Genomic DNA, 17,581 nt, shown 5'->3' on the forward strand with positions numbered 1-17,581 from the left:
ACATGGCCTTTATCGCACAAGTGGATTTCAAAATGGATGGACCTTTCGGAGATGAAATGGCAGTTGGGTTTTCCGATTTAGCGAAAAGCATCAACGAAGAAGAAGGCTTCATCTGGAAAATCTGGACAGAAAGCCCCGAAACAAAGGAAGCCGGAGGAATCTACCTTTTCGAAACAAAAGAAGCGGCGGGAGAATACGTGGAAATGCATACGAAGAGACTCGCCGGTTTTGGCATAACGGATGTAAACGCCAAAATCTTTGCGGTGAATTCACAACTTACTGAGATCAATAGCGGTCCAGTGAAATAATAGCGAATGTAAAATATCTTTTGTAAATAAGCAATAAGAAACACGGATGATATAAACTGAAATCTATGTACTGACAGAAGTTACATGAAAGCAGGATTGCCAGTAAGCAAAAAGAGAAAGCGGCGGAATTTAAGAACTCATTTGTTCGTAAAAGTACAAGTGAAATAGCGAACGTTCGTAAAGTGTTTTAGGACCTTTACGAACGTTTTTATTTTGGGCTTTTGTATGGTTTTGGAGCGTTCGTAAAAGTGTACTTTTACGAACGCTTTTTAAATAGCACTCGATGTGGGAATTAACTTCTGGGTAGCAGATCTTTTGAAAAGCATTCACTACGCGGGGGGTTACTTCATTTCTAAGGATATCCTTGTTCAGAGAAAACTCATTTTTTAAGTCCTGCTGCAAAATAAGGACCGTTCACCATCATGGTCGTCAAAATACGTGCCATTTCTTGGGGGGATTCTTTGCTGCCGTTTCCTAGCCATTCCTGGATCACTCCTATGATAGCAGTACCCATGTAAGCAGCTAAGTAACAGCTAGGCACACGAAGGTTTTCTTCTTTTATAAAGGCGTTTGAGTTATTTCCATAGAGCGTGTCCCACATAAACTCTTTCAGTCTTAGTTGAAACGATAAATCTCCTTTTGGGCCGAGGACCGCTTTCAAGAATCCACTATTTGTGTTCAAATACTCAAATAATGAAACGGTCAGGGTGAAAGGGGGAGAACTTTGCGCATCCTCAACTTCCAGAGCGGTAATCACACTCGAATAGTTTTGTTTGGTCATGCTGGACAGATCAAGCATAATTTCCTTCTCGCATTTGTTCATCAAATCAAATTTGTCTTGATAGTGGGCATAAAAGGTCCCTCTGTTGATTCTTGCTTTCATGGTCAGATCTTTCACCGTAATGCTTTCAAACCCTTTTTCTTCAATCAATTCCACCAATGCCTGCCGAATGGATTCTTTTGTTCGAATAACGCGTAAATCAGTATTCTTAGTGCCCAAAATAATTCCTCCTTAATTTTAGCCAACACAACCTATAAAAGTGTTCCATAGCCAACACATTTGCTGTTTTTAATCATTGAATGAGCCTTGCTGCAATTTTACAATGAAACTGTAATAAACAACAGGATGTTCATTATTGTAACTTAATTGAGAGAAGGGAAAGCTGCCGTTTTGCAAATTTTTTACTGCGCAGGATTCAACTTCAATCAAGCCAAGCCACTTGTTCAAAAGTAAGAATTCTTTATAAAATTAAGGAAGCCTATGGTTTCCAAATGAGAGGAAGTAAATGAAATGAACAAATTCACAGGACGCCCAGATTTAAAGCCTACACATCCCAATGAAACGAACGCAGGTTTAAATAACATCGTCATGTCGACTGCACATTATGGAAATCAAGAGATGATCATGGAAAAAGATGTGCCTGTCAAAATGCGGGATGGAATTATCCTATACGTCAATGTATTCCGACCGAATAAGCCCGGGAAGTTTCCGGCGGTAATGAGCATGGATCCGTATAATAAGGACGGTTTGCCGCCCTATGATATTTTTCGTACTGTCTGGCCGACTTTAGGCGGCATCGATACATCACTTTTCACTCCCTTCGAATCACCCGATCCCGGTTTTTGGGTGCCAAACGATTATGTGCTGGTAAAAATTGCTGCGCGGGGCAGCTCGAATTCAGAGGGGGAACTCTATCCGTGGACGAAAGCCGAAACACAAGATTATTACGACGTCATTGAATGGGCAGGGGTTCAAAACTGGTGCGATGGCAATGTGGGGCTAAACGGCGTTTCCTACTTGGCCATGACCCAGTGGCAAGTGGCCGCACTGAATCCTCCTCATCTAAAAGCAATCATTCCGTGGGAAGGGACGAGTGATTTGTATCGGGAATGGTACTTCCATGGCGGAATACCCGAAACGGTTTTCTCCTCTTCTTTCGAGCAATTATTAAAAAGTCGGTGGCCAAAAAACCAAGTGGAAAATTTGATGAAGGCGCAAAAAGACCATCCACTGCTCGATGAGTATTGGGAAGAGAGACAGGTTAACTTGTCCGACATAAGAGTGCCTATGTTTGTCTGCGCCAGCTGGTCGACCCAAGGCTTGCATTGCCGAGGTACCTTTGAAGGGTTCAAGCAAGCTTCCTCCGAAAATAAGTGGCTGCTAGTTCATGGCCGCAAGGAATGGGAAACTTATTACTTACGTGAATCGCTGGAGCAACAGAAGGAATTTTTCGATTATTTCCTGAAGAGCATCGAGAATGATTGGATGGATACCCCGCGGGTGCGTTACGAGGTCCGGGAAAAATTCTATAAGGGACAGATTCATAGCGCAGATGAATGGCCGATAGCTCGTACAAAGTATTCTGAGCTTTATTTAGATGGGGAGGAAATGGCATTCCAACAGAGCCCTGTTCAGAACGAAACCCGACTTGCCTATAACGCGGAGCCCGAAGAGAAAGAAAATAATAATTTAAGGTTTACCTTTACCGCTGAAGAGGACATCGAACTCACGGGAAATATGAAGCTCAAGCTCTGGGTCTCTGCCGATGACACGGATGATATGGATCTATTTGTCGGGATTAAGAAATACGACAGACGCGGCAAAGAAGTGTTCCTGCCCAGCTTTAACCATCTTGAAAATGGTCAAGTGGCAAACGGGTGGCTGAGAGTTTCTCATAGAGAGCTGGATTTTGAAAGATCGACTCCTTATCAGCCTGTGCTTCAGCATAAGCGGTTATTGAAGCTGGATAAAGATGAGGTCGTTCCAGTAGAAATTGAAATATTGCCTTCAAGCATTCTCCTAAGAGTGGGAGAAAGTCTGGTGCTGGTCATAAAAGGCAGCGAGATTGTTATTGAAGAAAACTCTACTGGGGTTCTACGGGGATACGGGCATACGGAAACCGTAAACAAAGGGACTCATTCAATTTATGCCGGAGGAAAGTACGATTCATTTCTTTTAGTACCGATGATTCCGAAAAAAGATGTATAAGGTTAGCGTTGTGCAGCAGGGAATAATCGCGATCTAAGCTGGACTGAGTTTTCCGGTTAGTTAATGAGTGGCGGATGCCATCGAAAGCGAATGCGCACTCTTTCAATTTAAGGTTATGATTGAACCATTCAAAAAATTGCAAGGCAGTGGTTCCAACTCTTTGAGTAAGAAAAAACGCTAAGCCGGTTATGTTCAGAAGCTTAGCGTTTTTTTGGGTTCAAGTAGTTGCGTGTCCACTTCAATAAGTTACAAAAAGACTCTTGCAGAAAAAGCTTTTTACTGATCTGATTTTCAGGTAGGGTTAAATTTGTGACGTCAGTTCTAAAAAATAACAGCGCTTTATAGGAACAAGTGATTCAATTAAAATAGAAAGGGGGATATAGAATGTTTACCATCTATAAAACCTCTCCTGATGGAATTCTAGAAGTACTAGAAAAATTTGAAAAAAATAGCTGGATTAATATTACCGTCCCGTCAAAAGAAGAACTGGAGGAAGTAGCCCGGCTTTGCAATATTCCGATCGGATTTCTGGAAGATCCACTCGATCTAGAAGAAAGTGCGCGCATTGAATATGATGAAGAGACTGCTAGTACACTAATTATTAATGACTTTCCAGTAGTTGATTCAAATAATAAGCAGTTTAATTCGTACATCACCATTCCTATTGGCATCATCGTTGGGCCGGATTATATCGTCACCATCTGTCAACAGCCGAGCAGCTTTTTAAACGCTCTTATTAAGAAAAATGTCAGCACTCTCATGAAAAGCCGTTTTGCACTCGAGGTATTATTGTCCATTTCGACTCAGTATCTGGACAATTTAAAAAACTTGAATAAGCACCGTCTCAAAATCGAACGGAACTTACGGGATTCATTAACGAACAAGCAACTTTATGACCTGATGGAAATTGAGAAAAGTTTAGTGTATTTTCTCACTTCATTAAAATCAAACGGGGATGTTCTCACCAAGCTGTTTCGTATACATTCCATAAAGCTGTATGAAGATGACAAGGATCTTTTGGAAGATGTAAAAATCGAAAATAACCAGGGGATTGAGACTACTGAATTATATACAAGAATATTAAGCAGCATAACAGGTTCCTACTCGTCACTCATCTCCAATGAATTGAACAATACCATGAAAACTCTTACGTTATTTACAGTATTTCTAACGCTTCCGACATTGGTGTTCAGTTTCTTTGGAATGAATGTGTCGTTGCCTCTTGCGGATAAAGATCCGAAATCTTGGATTATTACATTGGGAATAGCCTTCGTGTTTGTTAATCTGATTGGATTGGCATTATGGAGAAGAAGAATTTTCTAGTTATCTTGCCCAAAAGGAAAAAGACAGCCGATTTTCAAAGAACGAGCTGTCTTTTATTTTCCTTGATGACATGAGTGAAATTCGTAGAGGGAGTTACTTACTAATAGATTAAGGAATAGATGCTTTTGAATGTAAAATAAAATGAGAATTTTTTAAAAAATCATTAAATTACTACAAGGGAAGAAACTAGCAATGGGTTTCTTCTTTTTCTTTTGTTCGCAGAACTTTACTTCTACTGGTTTAGTGTATCCGGACTAATTGTCTTCAAGAAGTTCAAGAGAGTCAATAAACGGTAAAGCTGCCTTCTCGAAACTCCCTCTCTTGAGAAAGAAATCAAACTATTCTTTTTTTAGTCGATTTCAGCTAAATGTTGGATTTCCAACAATATGGGCAACCTGTTGGTTTGTTCAGATCGCTGCGAATTCTATACTAAGTTGGACAACAAGTGTTGTAAATCTAAAAAGACAAGAGGGAATTACTCATGAACAAAGTGTTATTCATTACCGCAAATCCGAATGACGAAAACCATTCGTATAGTATGGCCGCAGGAAAGGCATTCATTGAAACCTATCAAGAAGCAAATGCAACCGATGAAATTGTAACTATAGATTTATTCCAGGAGCATGTTCCTCAGTTGGATGCAGAGGTGTTTAGCGGATGGGGAAAACTTCGCGCGGGGCAGCCGGTAGACGCTCTTTCAGCGGAAGAACTGGCGAAAGTGGGGCGCCTGGATGAAATTCTGGAGCAATTCATGGCAGCTGATAAGATGATTTTCGTCACGCCGATGTGGAACTTCTCTTTTCCGGCAGTGGTAAAATCCTACATTGACGCTATAGCCGTACCTGGAAAGACGTTTAAATATACGGCAACGGGCGCCGTAGGCTTACTTCAAGATAAAAAAGTGTTCCACATTCAAGCGCGCGGCGATTTTTATTCAACAGGTCATTTAGCAGAGGAAGAGCTAGGCAATCGGTATTTAAAATTCATCATGGCCTTCATGGGAATTACGGAATACGAAGGCTTATTTATCGAAGGACAGGCAAAAATGCCAGCGAAAGCTGCAGAAATCAAAGCAGCAGGGATTGAGCGCGCCAAAGCGGCCGCCATGAGTTTCTAATCGGTCCAAGCTTTATCCAGGCAATTCACGGCGCAGTCGACAGCGCCGTGAATTGCCTATTTTTTTCTGCTATACTGAAAACATTCATTAAATCCAACGACTGTTGAAAAAATAATGTTTTGAGAAAGGTAGAGAAGTATGAAAAAGCAAGACCCTCGGATTCAAAGGACCCGACAAAAGATTATCAAAGGGTTTATGGAACTGATCAAACACAAAGAATTCAGTGACATCACCATTGCCGATATTACGCAGCAAGCCGAAATTAACCGATCCACCTTTTACTACCACTTTCTGGATAAGTATGATTTGATCGATGCGATTCAAAGCGAAGTGCTGACAAGGGAATTTTTCGCAGAAGTGGCGCTGCAGGAAGTTGTGAATGAGCAGACCATTCGGCTGTCGCTGGAAGCCATCAGGAGGTCTCGAACCGATTTAGCCCGTCATTGTCAACGTGCCTACGAAGAATTCAAACCGAAAATGGATCATGAGGTCAAACTGCGCTTAACGGAAACACTGCACACATTGCTGGATAAGGAACGGGGAGTAAAGGAGGAACACCTGACGCTTGCCACGTTTTGGAGCTGGGGGATTTATGGCGTAGCGATGGCTTATCTGGAAGGGGAAGAGACCTTACAGTCCTCGGTTCAACGGTTGACAAAAGTCATTTTAAGCTAATAAATAAAAATCTTTCTATATGTTTTATATGCTCGCTGTCATCAATTCAATTTTTTTGGATTTTCAAACAGTCCTCGTCCTTTTCATATTTAGTTTACATATCATCACTTCACGGAAGTAGGTAACTCCATTATTCAATAAGAAAAAGCTGCATAAAGTCAGTTGAATCTTCGCCTAAAAAAACTGTGAGTTGAATAAAAGATAAATAAACAGACCAGTTAACTGGTCTGTCTGTCCAAGCATTATTGATGACTTTGCATTTCCCAGTCTGTTCTAAGTAGACCCATCATATAAACATCATGATACTTACCAAATCTAAAAATTTCTTCTTTTAGCGTACCTTCCGACCGGAAACCACACTTTTCATAAGAGCTAATCGCTCTTTTGTTATAGCCAAACACTTGAAGTTTCACCTTATTCAAATTCATGTAATTAAAAATAAAGTCTACCAATACGTTCATTGAATCAGTTCCATAGCCTTTTCCTTGGTGGTCAGGACCTATTGAAATACCCACGTAGCAAGTCCCACTTTTCCAATTCACTAAGTAAACAGCGATCGTTCCAATGAAAAGCTTTTCGTCTTTAAGTTCGATTGCAAACGCATAGTCATCTTTCTCCGAACTAATTTCATTAAGAAATTTCTCGTGGTCTGCATCAGTAGGAGGAAATGGAATGCCATCATTCATTAGTAAACGACTTTCCATAACATTTTCAATTGCAAAGAACTTTTCATAATCCTCTTTTGTGATTTTCCGTAAAGCGACTTCATTTCCTGATAAAAAATTTTCACTATATTGCTTAATCAATTTAATGTCCCCCAATTAGATTGCAGGGGTCAGCAGTAAGGCTTTTAGTTGGTTTACTGTGCCCTTGCGAAGTTTTTTTGTTTGTTGAATCCTTTTAAAACTTCTACTGCAATGCTTGATAACATAGGCTAATCTCCCTTTTTTTAGATATTTAAAGTGTACCTTTAATTTACCAAAAATTCCAACTAAATATACAAACTAAAAATTATATAAATGATTAATCTTCAAACCATCGATTTGGTCGCTGGATGGGTTTTTATAAGTCCATACATAATAAGTTGACCTAGTAGGAACGTTCAGAGGTTACTTAAATACAAAGGGAGAGAAAAGGGTGTTCAAAGCACAGGTAGTGACCCCTTAAAGTTAGAGTTTCAGTTATACAGCTAATTGGCTGGCATGAATTCGGTAGTTCACCGGGCTCATGCCGGCCAATTTTTGCTTAATGCGTTCGTGGTTATAGTAGTGGACGTACCGTTCAATTTTCAGCTTCAATTCTTCGTACGGGACCCGTTCTTCTCCGTGGTACATCTCCTGTTTAAGCAGGCCAAAGAAGTTTTCCATGGCCGCGTTGTCGGCACACGTCGCCTTTCGGGACATGCTTTGGAAAATCCGGTGCTGCTTCAATGCCTTCACCCAGTACCGGTGCTGATAATGCCAGCCTTGGTCGGAGTGGATGGTGGTCCGATACCTGGCTTGTTCTCCGATGACTGGCAGGGCATTCCGTAACGATTCCATGACGAAGTCGAGGGTTGGGCGTTTCGCCATACTCATGCCAATGATTTCGCCATTGTAGAGATCCATCATGGGGCTTAAGTAGAGCTTTTCCTCGCCCATACACTTGAATTCGGTGACATCCGTCACGATTTTTTGGAAGGCGCGCGATGTGTGGAACCGGCGGTTCAAGCGGTTTTTGGCGATGGTGCCTACTTGCCCCTTATAGGAACGATAGCGCGATTTCCGAATGAACTTTACGCAAGTGAGGTTCAATTCGCCCATGATGCGCTGGACTTTCTTGTGGTTGATGACGTACCCTTGCGCCTTTAATTCCAGAGAGATCCTGCGATACCCGTAACGGCCGTCGTGTTTTTCGAAGAGCGCCAGAATCAACGTTTTCCATTCCAGATCCGGATCTTCCAACCCAAATCGCTGGCGGTGGTAATGATACGTCGCTTCTGGCAGATCGACGATCTCCAGCACATCCGTTAATCGGAATCCTTCTTTTTGGAGTTCGAATGCCAGCGCTGCTTGTGCTTTTCGAGGTAGGCATCCGGATTCTCCTGGAAAGCGTTCAACTTTTTTAAATAAGCGACTTCCAAACGGAGAAGCTCATTCTCGCGTTCAAGTTGTTCTTCACGGGACATCGTCCCAGCCGGTTTTGCCGGTTTCTTTTTCGAATTTTTCGCCATGGGTGGCCGTCCTTTCTTTCTCAGGCCTCCTGCCCCTTCCGCCAAAAATGTCTGTTTCCATTTCACAATAAGCGTCGGGTTGTGCATCTTGAATTCAATCGCTGCGTCCTGGTAGGAAGCGCCTGTTTGTTTCATAAAGTGTAATACATCCAATTTGAATTGAACAGAATACACCCGGTTTTTTTGCCTGTTCCGCAATCCTTCTTTTCCGAATGCCTGGAAAGCCCGCACCCAGCGTGCTATTTGCCCGTGGCTGGATAGCCCGTATTTTCGGGCTAAGCGCGGATAGCCCAACGGGCCAGCCAAATACTCGTTGACCAGCTTCAGTTTGAATTCTTCGCTATATTTCATCATAGAAAAAACACCCCGAAAGTTAGATTTTTAACTCTAACTTTTGGGGTGCAGCACCACATCTTCTCTCCCTTTTTATCTTTAAAAGCATAATTTCACGAATAGTTTTCATAAGCACTTAAGTTTTCTTTGTTCATTAAGTTTGGGATGATCCTTCATCATTTTCTGTATTGGATTTTGAAACAAAAGGGCCGCCATAACAAGAGATGACCATCATCCCTTAAAATAGGGAGGTTAATCGCTATATAATACATAAGTGAGCGGATTTACTCTCTTAAGAAAAGGTTGTAAGAAAAAGTCCGATTTATTCCAAAGATTCCCTCTGGTAAAGAAATGGTATATAATAGGTAAAAAGACACCTGGGAGGTATGGCATGGAAAAGGAATCTTATACCATCACGGAGGCCATGCCAATTTTTGGAGTTAGCCGTTCAACCATTACTCACTGGATAAGCGCAGGAATCATTGACGCGAAGAAACAAAAGGGCATATGGAGGATTGACGGCCGCTCCGTGTCAGAATGGCAAGAATTTCAGGCTTTAGGGCTTCCTGCAGCAAAGAATGTAATAAGGAAAAAGTTTGGATTGCTTTAGGTAAAGAATGAAAAGGAGGAAAAGCCATTTCTAGATGGTACCTCATTTGGCTTTCCAATACGTCAACTAAAATGCGGATGCAAAAAAAAACCGACCCGATCAGAAGTGAAAATTGCAGAGATGAACGGGGCCTCTGTCAAGCCTTGATTGCCGGTTCCCGCGCATTCACTAGAAACAATGAATCAGGTGTCCTTACAGACGGTTCGAATCGCATAACCAAGAGCCTAATTGACTGAAAACACTTATCTCTACCCGTCCAGGTTTTTATTCAGAAATAAACTTTTGGGGCAAGCCGCAGAAGATGAACATTCCAACCGAAAATTCCAAGGATTTCTTAGTGAGCGGGAAAGCTGCCACTTAAACAGCTGGGAAAAACTTTTCCAGATCGATTTTTCACAATCGGAATGTTGGCAACGGGCCGTGCAACCTGTCGCCAAGCTATTGAACAGTGCCACCAGCTCACGTAATTTTTTTAACTTTAAATTGGAGGACATTCAAATGGGAAAATATACATATGTAAGTGATTATCGGCATAATGAAAAGTTGAAGGAGAGCTTTAATAGCTTAGCCATGAAAACCTTCAACTATCCATTTACTCGTTTGAGAGACGTGGTTACATTGAGCGGATCACCGATGTTGATCAAACGCATCAAGATGGGAAAGTTGGAAAAGAACAGGTGGAGCAGCTGCTTGAACTGAAGAAGGACCTTGATGCTGCCAGAAAATCTTTTGCGGATCTGGCAAAAAAACTTGGCGTGATTTGAGGAGTGTTAATTTTTATATAGTCAAAGAGATAATGCGAAATGAAGGAGTTTAGTAAATGAAGCATATTTATGCCTTTGAAGACATAATGGAATATGAAAAGCACCAGGATATGATTCAGCGTTTTAGTCAACGGTTAAAGGAGTACCAACTACTTTTAGAAGAAGAGTATGCCTTAGTAGACAAACCAAAAGGAGTGATCTGGACTTCAGCAGAAGCAGCAACATCTATTTTTTCTGATCTCCCGATTCCTGCATTTACGAATAAAGACACGATTTACATAACACCGGATGTAAAAGCTTGGAGAAAGCTATTTATCCAGCAATTGGACGGGAAAGACCTTCCTCATATTCAACGTTTTTACGAACAGCTTTCTGAGAATCACATACTTACAATATTAGGTCACGAATTAACCCATCATTCAGACTTGTTTTTAGATGATTTTGAAGATGAACGAGAAGATAGTATTTGGTTTGAAGAAGGCATGTGTGAGTATTTACCAAGAAAACTTCTTTTAACTGAAAGAGAATTCAATGAAATATCAACGATAGAGAAGGAATTAGTGGACGTGTTTACGAGAGAATACGGAAATCGGTCTTTAGATGAATTTGGAAGCAATTCCTATACAGCAAGTTTATCGAGCATCATGTTTAATTATTGGAGAAGTTTTCTTGCCATTAAGTATTTGGTAGAAAATCGCTTTCAAAATAACGTAAGTATAGTTTTTGAAGAATATCATAGATGGGATAAAGAAGGACGAAAAATTTGCCTTACTGAATATTTCCAGTTAGAAAAAATTTCGCTGTAAGTATTTATCTAGAATTTCAGGTCAATATTCCAGTAATATAACGTACTCTTAGTTAGTGATGTATTTAAAATTTTACTTATCAGAACTTATCGATAGTATCCGTTACTCCAATAGCAAAACACAAAGAGGATAAAGGGTACTTTTAAGAATGGGTTTATTTTAGAATTAATTGGCTTTCGTTAATTACTGAGGTGGAGTTCGTTATAAACATATCCAGTTAGTGGGATTATTACTCGTCATAAAATTGGTATTTACTGGTTGTTCAAGTTGTGGTAATATTGCGGGAATTACAAAAACGAAACGCGTTGAAGAGAACAGTAGATAGCCAAAAACTTTTTCTAGAGAGCTCCGGTTGGTGGAAAGGAGCAGGAGTTTGTTATCGAAACAAGCCTCTGAGCATCACAGCGGAACCTGATTTTTGGGGGATGTTGGGACGGGAGCTCCCGTTAACGGGCTGAGGTATTCGCCATTTTTCTTGGCTGTACCGAATGAGGTTAATGCAGTGACGTATTGACAAACAGGGGTGGCACCACGATTTTAGTAATCTCGTCCCCAAGACAATTGTCTTGGGGTGGGATTTTTTTGTTTGGCTAAAATGCAGTGGGGAGAGGTTACGATGAAAAACTGGAAGTATTCGTTATTATTGTTAGGTGGTATCGGCATTTCCAACATAGGTGGATGGGTTTATCTGATTGCGTTGAATTTAATTATCCTGAATGAAACGGGTTCTCCTTTGGCGGTCGCTTTTCTGTACATTTTAGGACCGATTGCGACTATTTGCTCCAACTCATGGGCAGGGAGCCTGATTGACCGGGTTAATTCGAGGAAATTGATGATTGGGTTAGATATTTCACGTGCTTTATGTATTGCCTTGATCCCTGTGCTTCCTTCACTGTTCTATGTGTATGTCCTCGTATTTATCATCAATATCGGAAGTGCTATGTTTGAACCCACGTCAATGGTGTATATGACCAAACTCATCCCCGAGAAGGATCGGCAAAGATTCAATGCGTTAAGAAGCTTTATAAATTCTTGTGGAACCTTAATTGGCCCGGCAATAGCGGGTGCCTTATTTTGGATGGGCACACCTGACACGGCTATCTATGTGAACTCCGTTGCTTTGATGTTGTCGGCTTTCCTCATCCTGTTATTGCCCAATGTAGATTCACAAACAGTCCCATCCGAAACTGAAAAGCTTTCTTGGAAGATGATAAAAAATGACTTTAAAATGGTTTACAAGTTCAGTCAAACCAACACGTTTATTTTGAAAGTTTATCTATTGTTTGTTGGAATGACGATATTTATGACTGCCCTGGATTCATTGGAAGCAGCTTTTGCGAAAGGAGTTATTGGGATGTCAGACACCAACTATGGATTCTTATTAAGTATATTTGGAACGGGAATTATTTTGGGTTCACTTATCAACACCATTTTTTCCAAACAATTAGCAGTTAACTTACTCATAGGGGCTGGATCTGTTTTTACTGCTGCAGGCTATATCGCTCTCTACAGTTCACATGGTTTTATCAGTGCTGCAACTGGAACTTTTATGATTGGATTTGCCATCACGTTTGCCAATACGGGTTATTTGACGTTCTATCAGAACAACGTGCCAGTAAAAATGATGGGAAGGTTTAGCAGTTTATTCAGTATGGTCGAAGCATTTTTTATTATTGTTCTAACCGTAATAATTGGTTTGGCAGCTGAATTAACTTCCATACGGCCTGTAGGCTTAATAGGTTCATTTACATTCCTCTTACTAGGGATGATTGCCTTTAAGGTAGTAACGGCCAAAAGAAGAAAAGTGCATTTTGAAGAAAAATTGACCTTAAACAATTAGCTTTTTGGGGCAAAGACTAGGGTTTGAATGAAGTTCAAGTGCAGTTAAGATTCATTCACTTAGTAAATCAGGAGGTGACGGAATGGGACATTTAAAAAAGTTTTTTCGTAGCCTAATCTTTAAAAAATACGATCAATTTGCGGAGGAATTAGGTTATCCGGATTGGAACATTGCTTTGGAAAATACTTTTGGCATCTATGAAATGGAAGGAGATACTTGGTACCATGCCACTCAGCTTCCTGATAAAAAATGGGCTGTATGGAATGATGATGAGGCAGAACCACCATACGCTTTTGAAGTATTTTCGTCCTGGGATGAAGCCATTAGAAAGCTTCGGAAATTGTTTGAGGAAAGTGGATTGCCGGAAAATCATTGGAGACCGGAAGGATTTGATGAAGGTGAAGATGCTTTTCTGAAAGGACCTGACAGAGAGAAAATGTTGTAAATAATTAAGAAGACGACTGTAACTTATTAGTAAGTTACATTCAGACCAAAGGAAATACTGGTTTTTTTAAAAGAAAAAGGACCTTAAAAAAGATCCTTTTCACTGAAATACGGTTTTAATTCATCAATCGATTAGCTGTTTTACAACGGCCATTTCTTTGCCAAACCGATCTCCATGGTCCTCAAACCCTAGACTCGCATATAACTTGTGGGCAGTCAAGTTGTCTGGATGATAGCCGACTACAATTTTTTTTGCACTCCATGACTTGGCCATCTCAGCAACCATCAATTTGGTTGCAGCTTTCCCGATTCCTTGCCCCTGGAAGGCTTTGTCCACCATGATCCGGTAGACCCAGTAGCCGTCAAGTTCTTCCGGGACAGAGTTAAACATCAAAAAGCCGACTACTTGATCGCCTGAATAAATGGCATAGGGTTTTAAGCTAGGTTCAAACTTTGACTGGGCAATCGATACGGCATTTGGTTCCATGTATGGCGTTTGTTCTTCTGCTACCTCTAATTCACAGCAGTCATACCAGTTGTCTGCATTTAATTCGACGATTTTCACATGTTCTGTCTTCATCATTTTCCCCTTTCAAATTTCGGGGAACGAGAAATAGAAACGTTAATTTGGCGTTATCCCCTTGTACTCATTGATGGTAACGGTGATGTTGTTTTTCATAATGAACGCCTCCTCAACTAGCTATGGCCCGTTTAATGAAATTCTGGGCCTTTTGACTATAGCATTTTTTATTATCCTTTCCTAGGAATTTTAAGAATAATATACCAATAACAAAACTTATATTTGAATGTAACTTAATAGCAATCAATAGGCGTGGTAACTTAACTATAAATAAGTTACATTCAGATTCCTCATTCTATTAACTTAATCTGAAGACGAAGCGAAATTGAACTTGCTAGAAAAAATGATACATTCAAAAGACTATTCTATACGGTTTTAGAGTCGGAATTATAAAGTACATATTTTACATATCAAGAATTATCAAGAGAAGGAGCTTCATTTGAAGTTTCTTCTATTTTTTGTTCGTCGAAGTGTACTTTTACGAACGCTTTTGTAGTACCGATATTTATTGAATTTAAAGTTATCTTCTAGGTTATTGAAATGTTAAAATTAGGAATAGATAATATATTCAATAGACTTCTATAAAACGAGAAGAGAAGGCAGGTTATCAAGAATCATGGAGATGATTAATCTAAACTTACAACATACAGAAATGGACAAAGATACAGCAGAAAACATCTTAAACTGGAAATACGATTCCCCTTACGATTTTTATAACAACGAGTTAAACGAAGAAGAATTGGCTGAAATGCTGAATGGTTCTTACTTTGCCATTTATAACGATTTAAAAGAGTTGATCGGTTTTTTCTGTACTGGGTACAGCGCTCAAGTTCCGACGGGCAAAAAGTTGGGAATGTATGAAGAAAACTTTATCGATATGGGATTAGGAATGAACCCTCATTTAGTAGGTAGAGGGAGTGGGTATAACTTCTGTTCATATATTCTCAAATATATTGAAGAAAACCATCCGAAAAATCCAATTCGTTTAACTGTCGCGGAATTTAACAGTAGGGCAATCCATCTATACAAGAAACTAGGGTTTGTGCCAATGAAGGAGTTTGGTACAGGTTTTGCAGATTTCACTATAATGGTGAAAAGGCCCAGCATGTAAAAGAACATAGCCTATTACAAATAACTACTCGGTTTGTAACACATCACTTATCAGAACATACTCGAGTATAAAGGGAGAAATGATTAATGAATCTAGTCATTAAAAGAACCCAAGAAACTGAAGCAGTACAATTATTAGAAATACAAAAGGAAGCTTTTTTAGAGGATTTGAAGTTATATGAAGATCATGAGACGAATCCAGTGAATGAACCAATTGAAAGATTGCTGCGGAAAATCGAGATTTTCTTTCATTATACGATTTGGTTGGAAGATGAGATTATTGGCGGTGTGGATATCCGGAGTCTAGGAGAAAACACATACCGTCTAAATCGAATTTTCTTATCGAACAAGTTTCAAAATCAGGGGTTAGGGAGCAAAATCATGCAGCTGATTGAAAAGGAGTTTCCAGCAGCAGTCGAATGGAACTTGGATACCCCTCATTTAAACAAAAGAAATCACCATTTTTATGAGAAGCTGGGTTACCAAAAAGTTGGACAACATCAAATTACTGAAAAGCTTTTTCTCTATGATTACGTGAAAAAGATGGAGACTGAAGAAATTTAAAGGAAAATTGAATCGTAATAGAACTACTCCAAAAAAAACAGTAGGTTTAAATATCATAAATTATCAGTAGCTCTTAGGTAGAAGACTTCTCCAACAATGCTATTGACAGGCTATTTTGAGTTTAGTATGATAAGTAAAATAATTCCAATAAGGTAAACACATGGATCAGGATTACTAAGAAACTTTTATTGCTAAGAGAGCTGTTAGTTGCTGAAATGCAGCCAATAAAATTTCCCAACTCGCCTGTGAGTGGTTAGGCTGATAAGTAGGTCTGAACGGCTGACTCCCGTGATAAGTTTTTAAGAAGGTCTGCGAAAATACGGCAGGCTGAAAAGAGTGGTACCGCGCTAGGAAAACCTATCGCCTCTTTATGAGGTGATGGGTTTTTTTGTTTTCTAAAACTAAGTGAAATGGGAGAAATGGGATGACAGAAAAAGATTGTTTTATTTGTCAAAAGCACAATGAGGAAATTCAAACTGTCGGGGTAAAAATTTTCGAAGATGATTATTTATACGTTGGTCATATTGATAAAGCAAAAAAGGACAACTACTTAGGGCATATCATGATCGATTTGAAACGGCATGTGGCGACGCTATCAGAAATGAATCCAGCGGAAGCGAAGGCATTTGGGGTGATGATGGCCAGAATTAGCAAAGCACTGATGGAGTCGGAGAAAGCAGAGCATGTCTATGCGCTGGTATCCGGCAATTCGGTCCCTCACCTTCATATGCATTTGGTTGCACGCTATCCGGGTACACGCGAAGAATTTTGGGGACCTTTAGAGGTGTACGACTCACCTAATGCCCGGATGGGCGACAGCGGAGAAGTGATCGGACTTTGCAACAGAATCAAAGCTTACATGGAGGTTAATCCCTATGAGTAATGTCCTTCATAAGAACGAATTCAGCTGGGTGGGAAGCCAATCTCATTATGTTGATGAGATTGATGTCGGCCAAATACAGAATGTAACAGTAGGGCGGTTCGGAGGCAATTCAACTGCGGGTCAATATAAGAACGAAGATGGATGTCTGGTTTGGACCAATGAAAAAGAAGACTGGGAATTTGCCGTTCTGTTAGATGCCCATCAAACCGCAGAAAGTGCTGAACTCGTCATATCAGAGATCAACTCACTAAAAGAGGCTATCCAGGATAATTTGACATTGCCGATCAAACAGGCATTTGAACAAACAGCAGAGACGCTGCTAACTACGTTTGACAGTTCCCATTTCAAAGAAGCGTGTCGAAAAATACAAGGGGAAACAGCGTTTTTATGCGTGGTGCGGAAAGGGAGGTTTCTCTGGTGGTTATCCATCGGCGATTGTCTCCTTTACCTGTTCCATCCCGAACTGAAAGCGTTGAACGAAACCCAACAAAATCACCGCAGCTTTTATGAATGGATTGGCCAAGTGAATACGTTTGACCTGCCGGTTCCCTGTTACAGCGTCGGAACCAAAGAATTAAGGAAAGGAAAAAATCACATATTGTTGACCACAGACGGGCTTGTGGAATGTCCGAATACCGATTTCTCGAATCCGAACGCAGTCGGGAAGCCGTTTCAAACCCTTTCGAACAAACAAGGTGTAGAGGCATTGCTAGAAGAAATCAAAGAAAAGAATGTCCGTGATAGTACGACGATCTTATCTTGGTTCATAGACGTAGACGCTGATTCAACTCGCCCAAGCAATGCGTGATATCGCAAAGTAAACTTACTTAATTCATGTTTGTTATTAGGTTACATATGACGGCTTATCAGAAGCTGCTTGAATACAAGCGAGAGAAGAGGCTAACCATAGAATCTCTTTTCACGCTTTTTGTTCGCGAAAAAGTGTACTTTTACGAACCCTTTTTTGTACATGATTCATCGTAGTTTCAACTCGGCTTGTTCAGAAAAGGTGATTATTGGTAA

Annotated in this window: 18 protein-coding genes, 1 pseudogene and 2 other annotated features; of the genes and pseudogenes, 14 read left to right on the plus strand and 5 right to left on the minus strand. The window is 40.3% G+C overall.

Features of this window, described 5'->3' with window-relative positions; all coding sequences use genetic code 11:
* Window positions 1-2: 2 nt before the first annotated feature.
* Window positions 3-308, plus strand: a complete 306-nt coding sequence (locus tag QWY16_RS08950) for a monooxygenase (protein WP_300992851.1) — start codon at window positions 3-5, stop codon at window positions 306-308.
* Between the two features lie 379 nt (window positions 309-687).
* On the opposite strand, the gene QWY16_RS08955 is transcribed toward QWY16_RS08950, so the two are convergent.
* Window positions 688-1,308, minus strand: a complete 621-nt coding sequence (locus QWY16_RS08955) for a TetR/AcrR family transcriptional regulator (protein WP_300992853.1) — start codon at window positions 1,306-1,308, stop codon at window positions 688-690.
* Between the two features lie 291 nt (window positions 1,309-1,599).
* On the opposite strand from QWY16_RS08955, the gene QWY16_RS08960 reads away from it, so the two are divergent.
* From QWY16_RS08960 to QWY16_RS08975, 4 genes are all read left to right on the plus strand, one after another.
* A complete protein-coding gene (locus tag QWY16_RS08960) occupies window positions 1,600-3,297 on the plus strand; it encodes a CocE/NonD family hydrolase (protein WP_300992855.1) in 1,698 nt (565 codons plus the stop codon).
* 384 nt (window positions 3,298-3,681) lie between these two features.
* Window positions 3,682-4,620, plus strand: coding sequence for a magnesium transporter CorA family protein (locus tag QWY16_RS08965; RefSeq protein ID WP_300992856.1), 939 nt, complete (start codon window positions 3,682-3,684; stop codon window positions 4,618-4,620).
* 481 nt (window positions 4,621-5,101) lie between these two features.
* The gene (locus tag QWY16_RS08970; protein WP_300992858.1) at window positions 5,102-5,737 is read left to right on the plus strand and encodes an FMN-dependent NADH-azoreductase; all 636 of its coding nucleotides are present in this window, start codon (window positions 5,102-5,104) and stop codon (window positions 5,735-5,737) included.
* A 138-nt stretch (window positions 5,738-5,875) separates the two neighbouring features.
* Window positions 5,876-6,412 carry a TetR/AcrR family transcriptional regulator gene (locus QWY16_RS08975; RefSeq protein ID WP_300992860.1) on the plus strand — a complete coding sequence of 179 codons (537 nt, stop codon included), beginning with the start codon at window positions 5,876-5,878 and terminating at the stop codon, window positions 6,410-6,412.
* A gap of 242 nt (window positions 6,413-6,654) precedes the next feature.
* Here QWY16_RS08975 and QWY16_RS08980 read toward each other — a convergent pair whose 3' ends face one another.
* The 3 genes and pseudogenes from QWY16_RS08980 to QWY16_RS08990 form a co-directional block, all read right to left on the minus strand.
* Window positions 6,655-7,218, minus strand: a complete 564-nt coding sequence (locus QWY16_RS08980) for a GNAT family N-acetyltransferase (RefSeq protein WP_300992862.1) — start codon at window positions 7,216-7,218, stop codon at window positions 6,655-6,657.
* A gap of 375 nt (window positions 7,219-7,593) precedes the next feature.
* Window positions 7,594-8,460: pseudogene (locus QWY16_RS08985) on the minus strand (IS3 family transposase); the annotation flags it as partial.
* The gene (locus QWY16_RS08990; protein WP_300992864.1) at window positions 8,421-8,978 is read right to left on the minus strand and encodes a helix-turn-helix domain-containing protein; all 558 of its coding nucleotides are present in this window, start codon (window positions 8,976-8,978) and stop codon (window positions 8,421-8,423) included. The pseudogene QWY16_RS08985 and the gene QWY16_RS08990, both read right to left, overlap by 40 nt.
* A 370-nt stretch (window positions 8,979-9,348) precedes the next feature.
* Between QWY16_RS08990 and QWY16_RS08995 the strand changes: the two genes are divergently transcribed.
* The 5 genes from QWY16_RS08995 (at window position 9,349) to QWY16_RS09015 (ending at window position 13,422) form a co-directional block, all read left to right on the plus strand.
* Window positions 9,349-9,567, plus strand: a complete 219-nt coding sequence (locus QWY16_RS08995; RefSeq protein WP_300992866.1) for a helix-turn-helix domain-containing protein — start codon at window positions 9,349-9,351, stop codon at window positions 9,565-9,567.
* Window positions 9,568-10,065: 498 nt separating this feature from the next.
* Window positions 10,066-10,266, plus strand: a complete 201-nt coding sequence (locus QWY16_RS09000; RefSeq protein ID WP_300992868.1) for a hypothetical protein — start codon at window positions 10,066-10,068, stop codon at window positions 10,264-10,266.
* A gap of 121 nt (window positions 10,267-10,387) precedes the next feature.
* Entirely contained in the window at window positions 10,388-11,137 is a 750-nt protein-coding gene (locus tag QWY16_RS09005; RefSeq protein WP_300992870.1) for a hypothetical protein, read from the plus strand.
* 296 nt (window positions 11,138-11,433) lie between these two features.
* Window positions 11,434-11,694 (plus strand) — a binding site (T-box leader).
* Between the two features lie 59 nt (window positions 11,695-11,753).
* Window positions 11,754-12,977, plus strand: coding sequence for an MFS transporter (locus tag QWY16_RS09010; protein WP_300992872.1), 1,224 nt, complete (start codon window positions 11,754-11,756; stop codon window positions 12,975-12,977).
* Window positions 12,978-13,059: 82 nt separating this feature from the next.
* The gene (locus QWY16_RS09015) at window positions 13,060-13,422 is read left to right on the plus strand and encodes a hypothetical protein (RefSeq protein ID WP_300992874.1); all 363 of its coding nucleotides are present in this window, start codon (window positions 13,060-13,062) and stop codon (window positions 13,420-13,422) included.
* 123 nt (window positions 13,423-13,545) lie between these two features.
* Here the strand turns inward: QWY16_RS09015 and QWY16_RS09020 are convergent, their stop codons facing one another.
* Window positions 13,546-14,001 (minus strand): GNAT family N-acetyltransferase, encoded by a 456-nt coding sequence (locus QWY16_RS09020; protein ID WP_300993369.1) that lies wholly within the window; start codon window positions 13,999-14,001, stop codon window positions 13,546-13,548.
* A 616-nt stretch (window positions 14,002-14,617) separates the two neighbouring features.
* Between QWY16_RS09020 and QWY16_RS09025 the strand changes: the two genes are divergently transcribed.
* The 4 genes from QWY16_RS09025 (at window position 14,618) to QWY16_RS09040 (ending at window position 17,366) form a co-directional block, all read left to right on the plus strand.
* Window positions 14,618-15,112, plus strand: a complete 495-nt coding sequence (locus tag QWY16_RS09025) for a GNAT family N-acetyltransferase (protein ID WP_300992876.1) — start codon at window positions 14,618-14,620, stop codon at window positions 15,110-15,112.
* A gap of 86 nt (window positions 15,113-15,198) precedes the next feature.
* The gene (locus QWY16_RS09030; protein WP_300992878.1) at window positions 15,199-15,675 is read left to right on the plus strand and encodes a GNAT family N-acetyltransferase; all 477 of its coding nucleotides are present in this window, start codon (window positions 15,199-15,201) and stop codon (window positions 15,673-15,675) included.
* Window positions 15,676-15,827: 152 nt separating this feature from the next.
* Window positions 15,828-16,046: a binding site (T-box leader), on the plus strand.
* A 53-nt stretch (window positions 16,047-16,099) separates the two neighbouring features.
* The gene (locus QWY16_RS09035) at window positions 16,100-16,558 is read left to right on the plus strand and encodes an HIT family protein (RefSeq protein WP_300992880.1); all 459 of its coding nucleotides are present in this window, start codon (window positions 16,100-16,102) and stop codon (window positions 16,556-16,558) included.
* The gene (locus QWY16_RS09040; RefSeq protein ID WP_300992882.1) at window positions 16,551-17,366 is read left to right on the plus strand and encodes a PP2C family serine/threonine-protein phosphatase; all 816 of its coding nucleotides are present in this window, start codon (window positions 16,551-16,553) and stop codon (window positions 17,364-17,366) included. The genes QWY16_RS09035 and QWY16_RS09040 overlap by 8 nt, the downstream gene beginning before the upstream one ends.
* Window positions 17,367-17,581 lie beyond the last annotated feature (215 nt).

Origin of the sequence: Planococcus shenhongbingii, from assembly GCF_030413635.1 — a bacterium.
Lineage (GTDB): Bacteria > Bacillota > Bacilli > Bacillales_A > Planococcaceae > Planococcus > Planococcus shenhongbingii.

Bases quoted from the DNA above. Each gene is read 5' to 3' on its own strand.
- QWY16_RS09030 (WP_300992878.1), top strand. From the start codon at position 15,199: ATGAATCTAGTCATTAAAAGAACCCAAGAAACTGAAGCAGTACAATTA.
- QWY16_RS09020 (WP_300993369.1), bottom strand. From the start codon at position 14,001: ATGAAGACAGAACATGTGAAAATCGTCGAATTAAATGCAGACAACTGG.
- QWY16_RS08960 (WP_300992855.1), top strand. From the start codon at position 1,600: ATGAACAAATTCACAGGACGCCCAGATTTAAAGCCTACACATCCCAAT.
- QWY16_RS08995 (WP_300992866.1), top strand. From the start codon at position 9,349: ATGGAAAAGGAATCTTATACCATCACGGAGGCCATGCCAATTTTTGGA.
- QWY16_RS09025 (WP_300992876.1), top strand. From the start codon at position 14,618: ATGGAGATGATTAATCTAAACTTACAACATACAGAAATGGACAAAGAT.
- QWY16_RS08965 (WP_300992856.1), top strand. From the start codon at position 3,682: ATGTTTACCATCTATAAAACCTCTCCTGATGGAATTCTAGAAGTACTA.
- QWY16_RS09005 (WP_300992870.1), top strand. From the start codon at position 10,388: ATGAAGCATATTTATGCCTTTGAAGACATAATGGAATATGAAAAGCAC.
- QWY16_RS09000 (WP_300992868.1), top strand. From the start codon at position 10,066: ATGGGAAAATATACATATGTAAGTGATTATCGGCATAATGAAAAGTTG.
- QWY16_RS09035 (WP_300992880.1), top strand. From the start codon at position 16,100: ATGACAGAAAAAGATTGTTTTATTTGTCAAAAGCACAATGAGGAAATT.
- QWY16_RS08970 (WP_300992858.1), top strand. From the start codon at position 5,102: ATGAACAAAGTGTTATTCATTACCGCAAATCCGAATGACGAAAACCAT.
- QWY16_RS08990 (WP_300992864.1), bottom strand. From the start codon at position 8,978: ATGATGAAATATAGCGAAGAATTCAAACTGAAGCTGGTCAACGAGTAT.
- QWY16_RS08975 (WP_300992860.1), top strand. From the start codon at position 5,876: ATGAAAAAGCAAGACCCTCGGATTCAAAGGACCCGACAAAAGATTATC.
- QWY16_RS09040 (WP_300992882.1), top strand. From the start codon at position 16,551: ATGAGTAATGTCCTTCATAAGAACGAATTCAGCTGGGTGGGAAGCCAA.
- QWY16_RS08950 (WP_300992851.1), top strand. From the start codon at position 3: ATGGCCTTTATCGCACAAGTGGATTTCAAAATGGATGGACCTTTCGGA.
- QWY16_RS09010 (WP_300992872.1), top strand. From the start codon at position 11,754: ATGAAAAACTGGAAGTATTCGTTATTATTGTTAGGTGGTATCGGCATT.
- QWY16_RS09015 (WP_300992874.1), top strand. From the start codon at position 13,060: ATGGGACATTTAAAAAAGTTTTTTCGTAGCCTAATCTTTAAAAAATAC.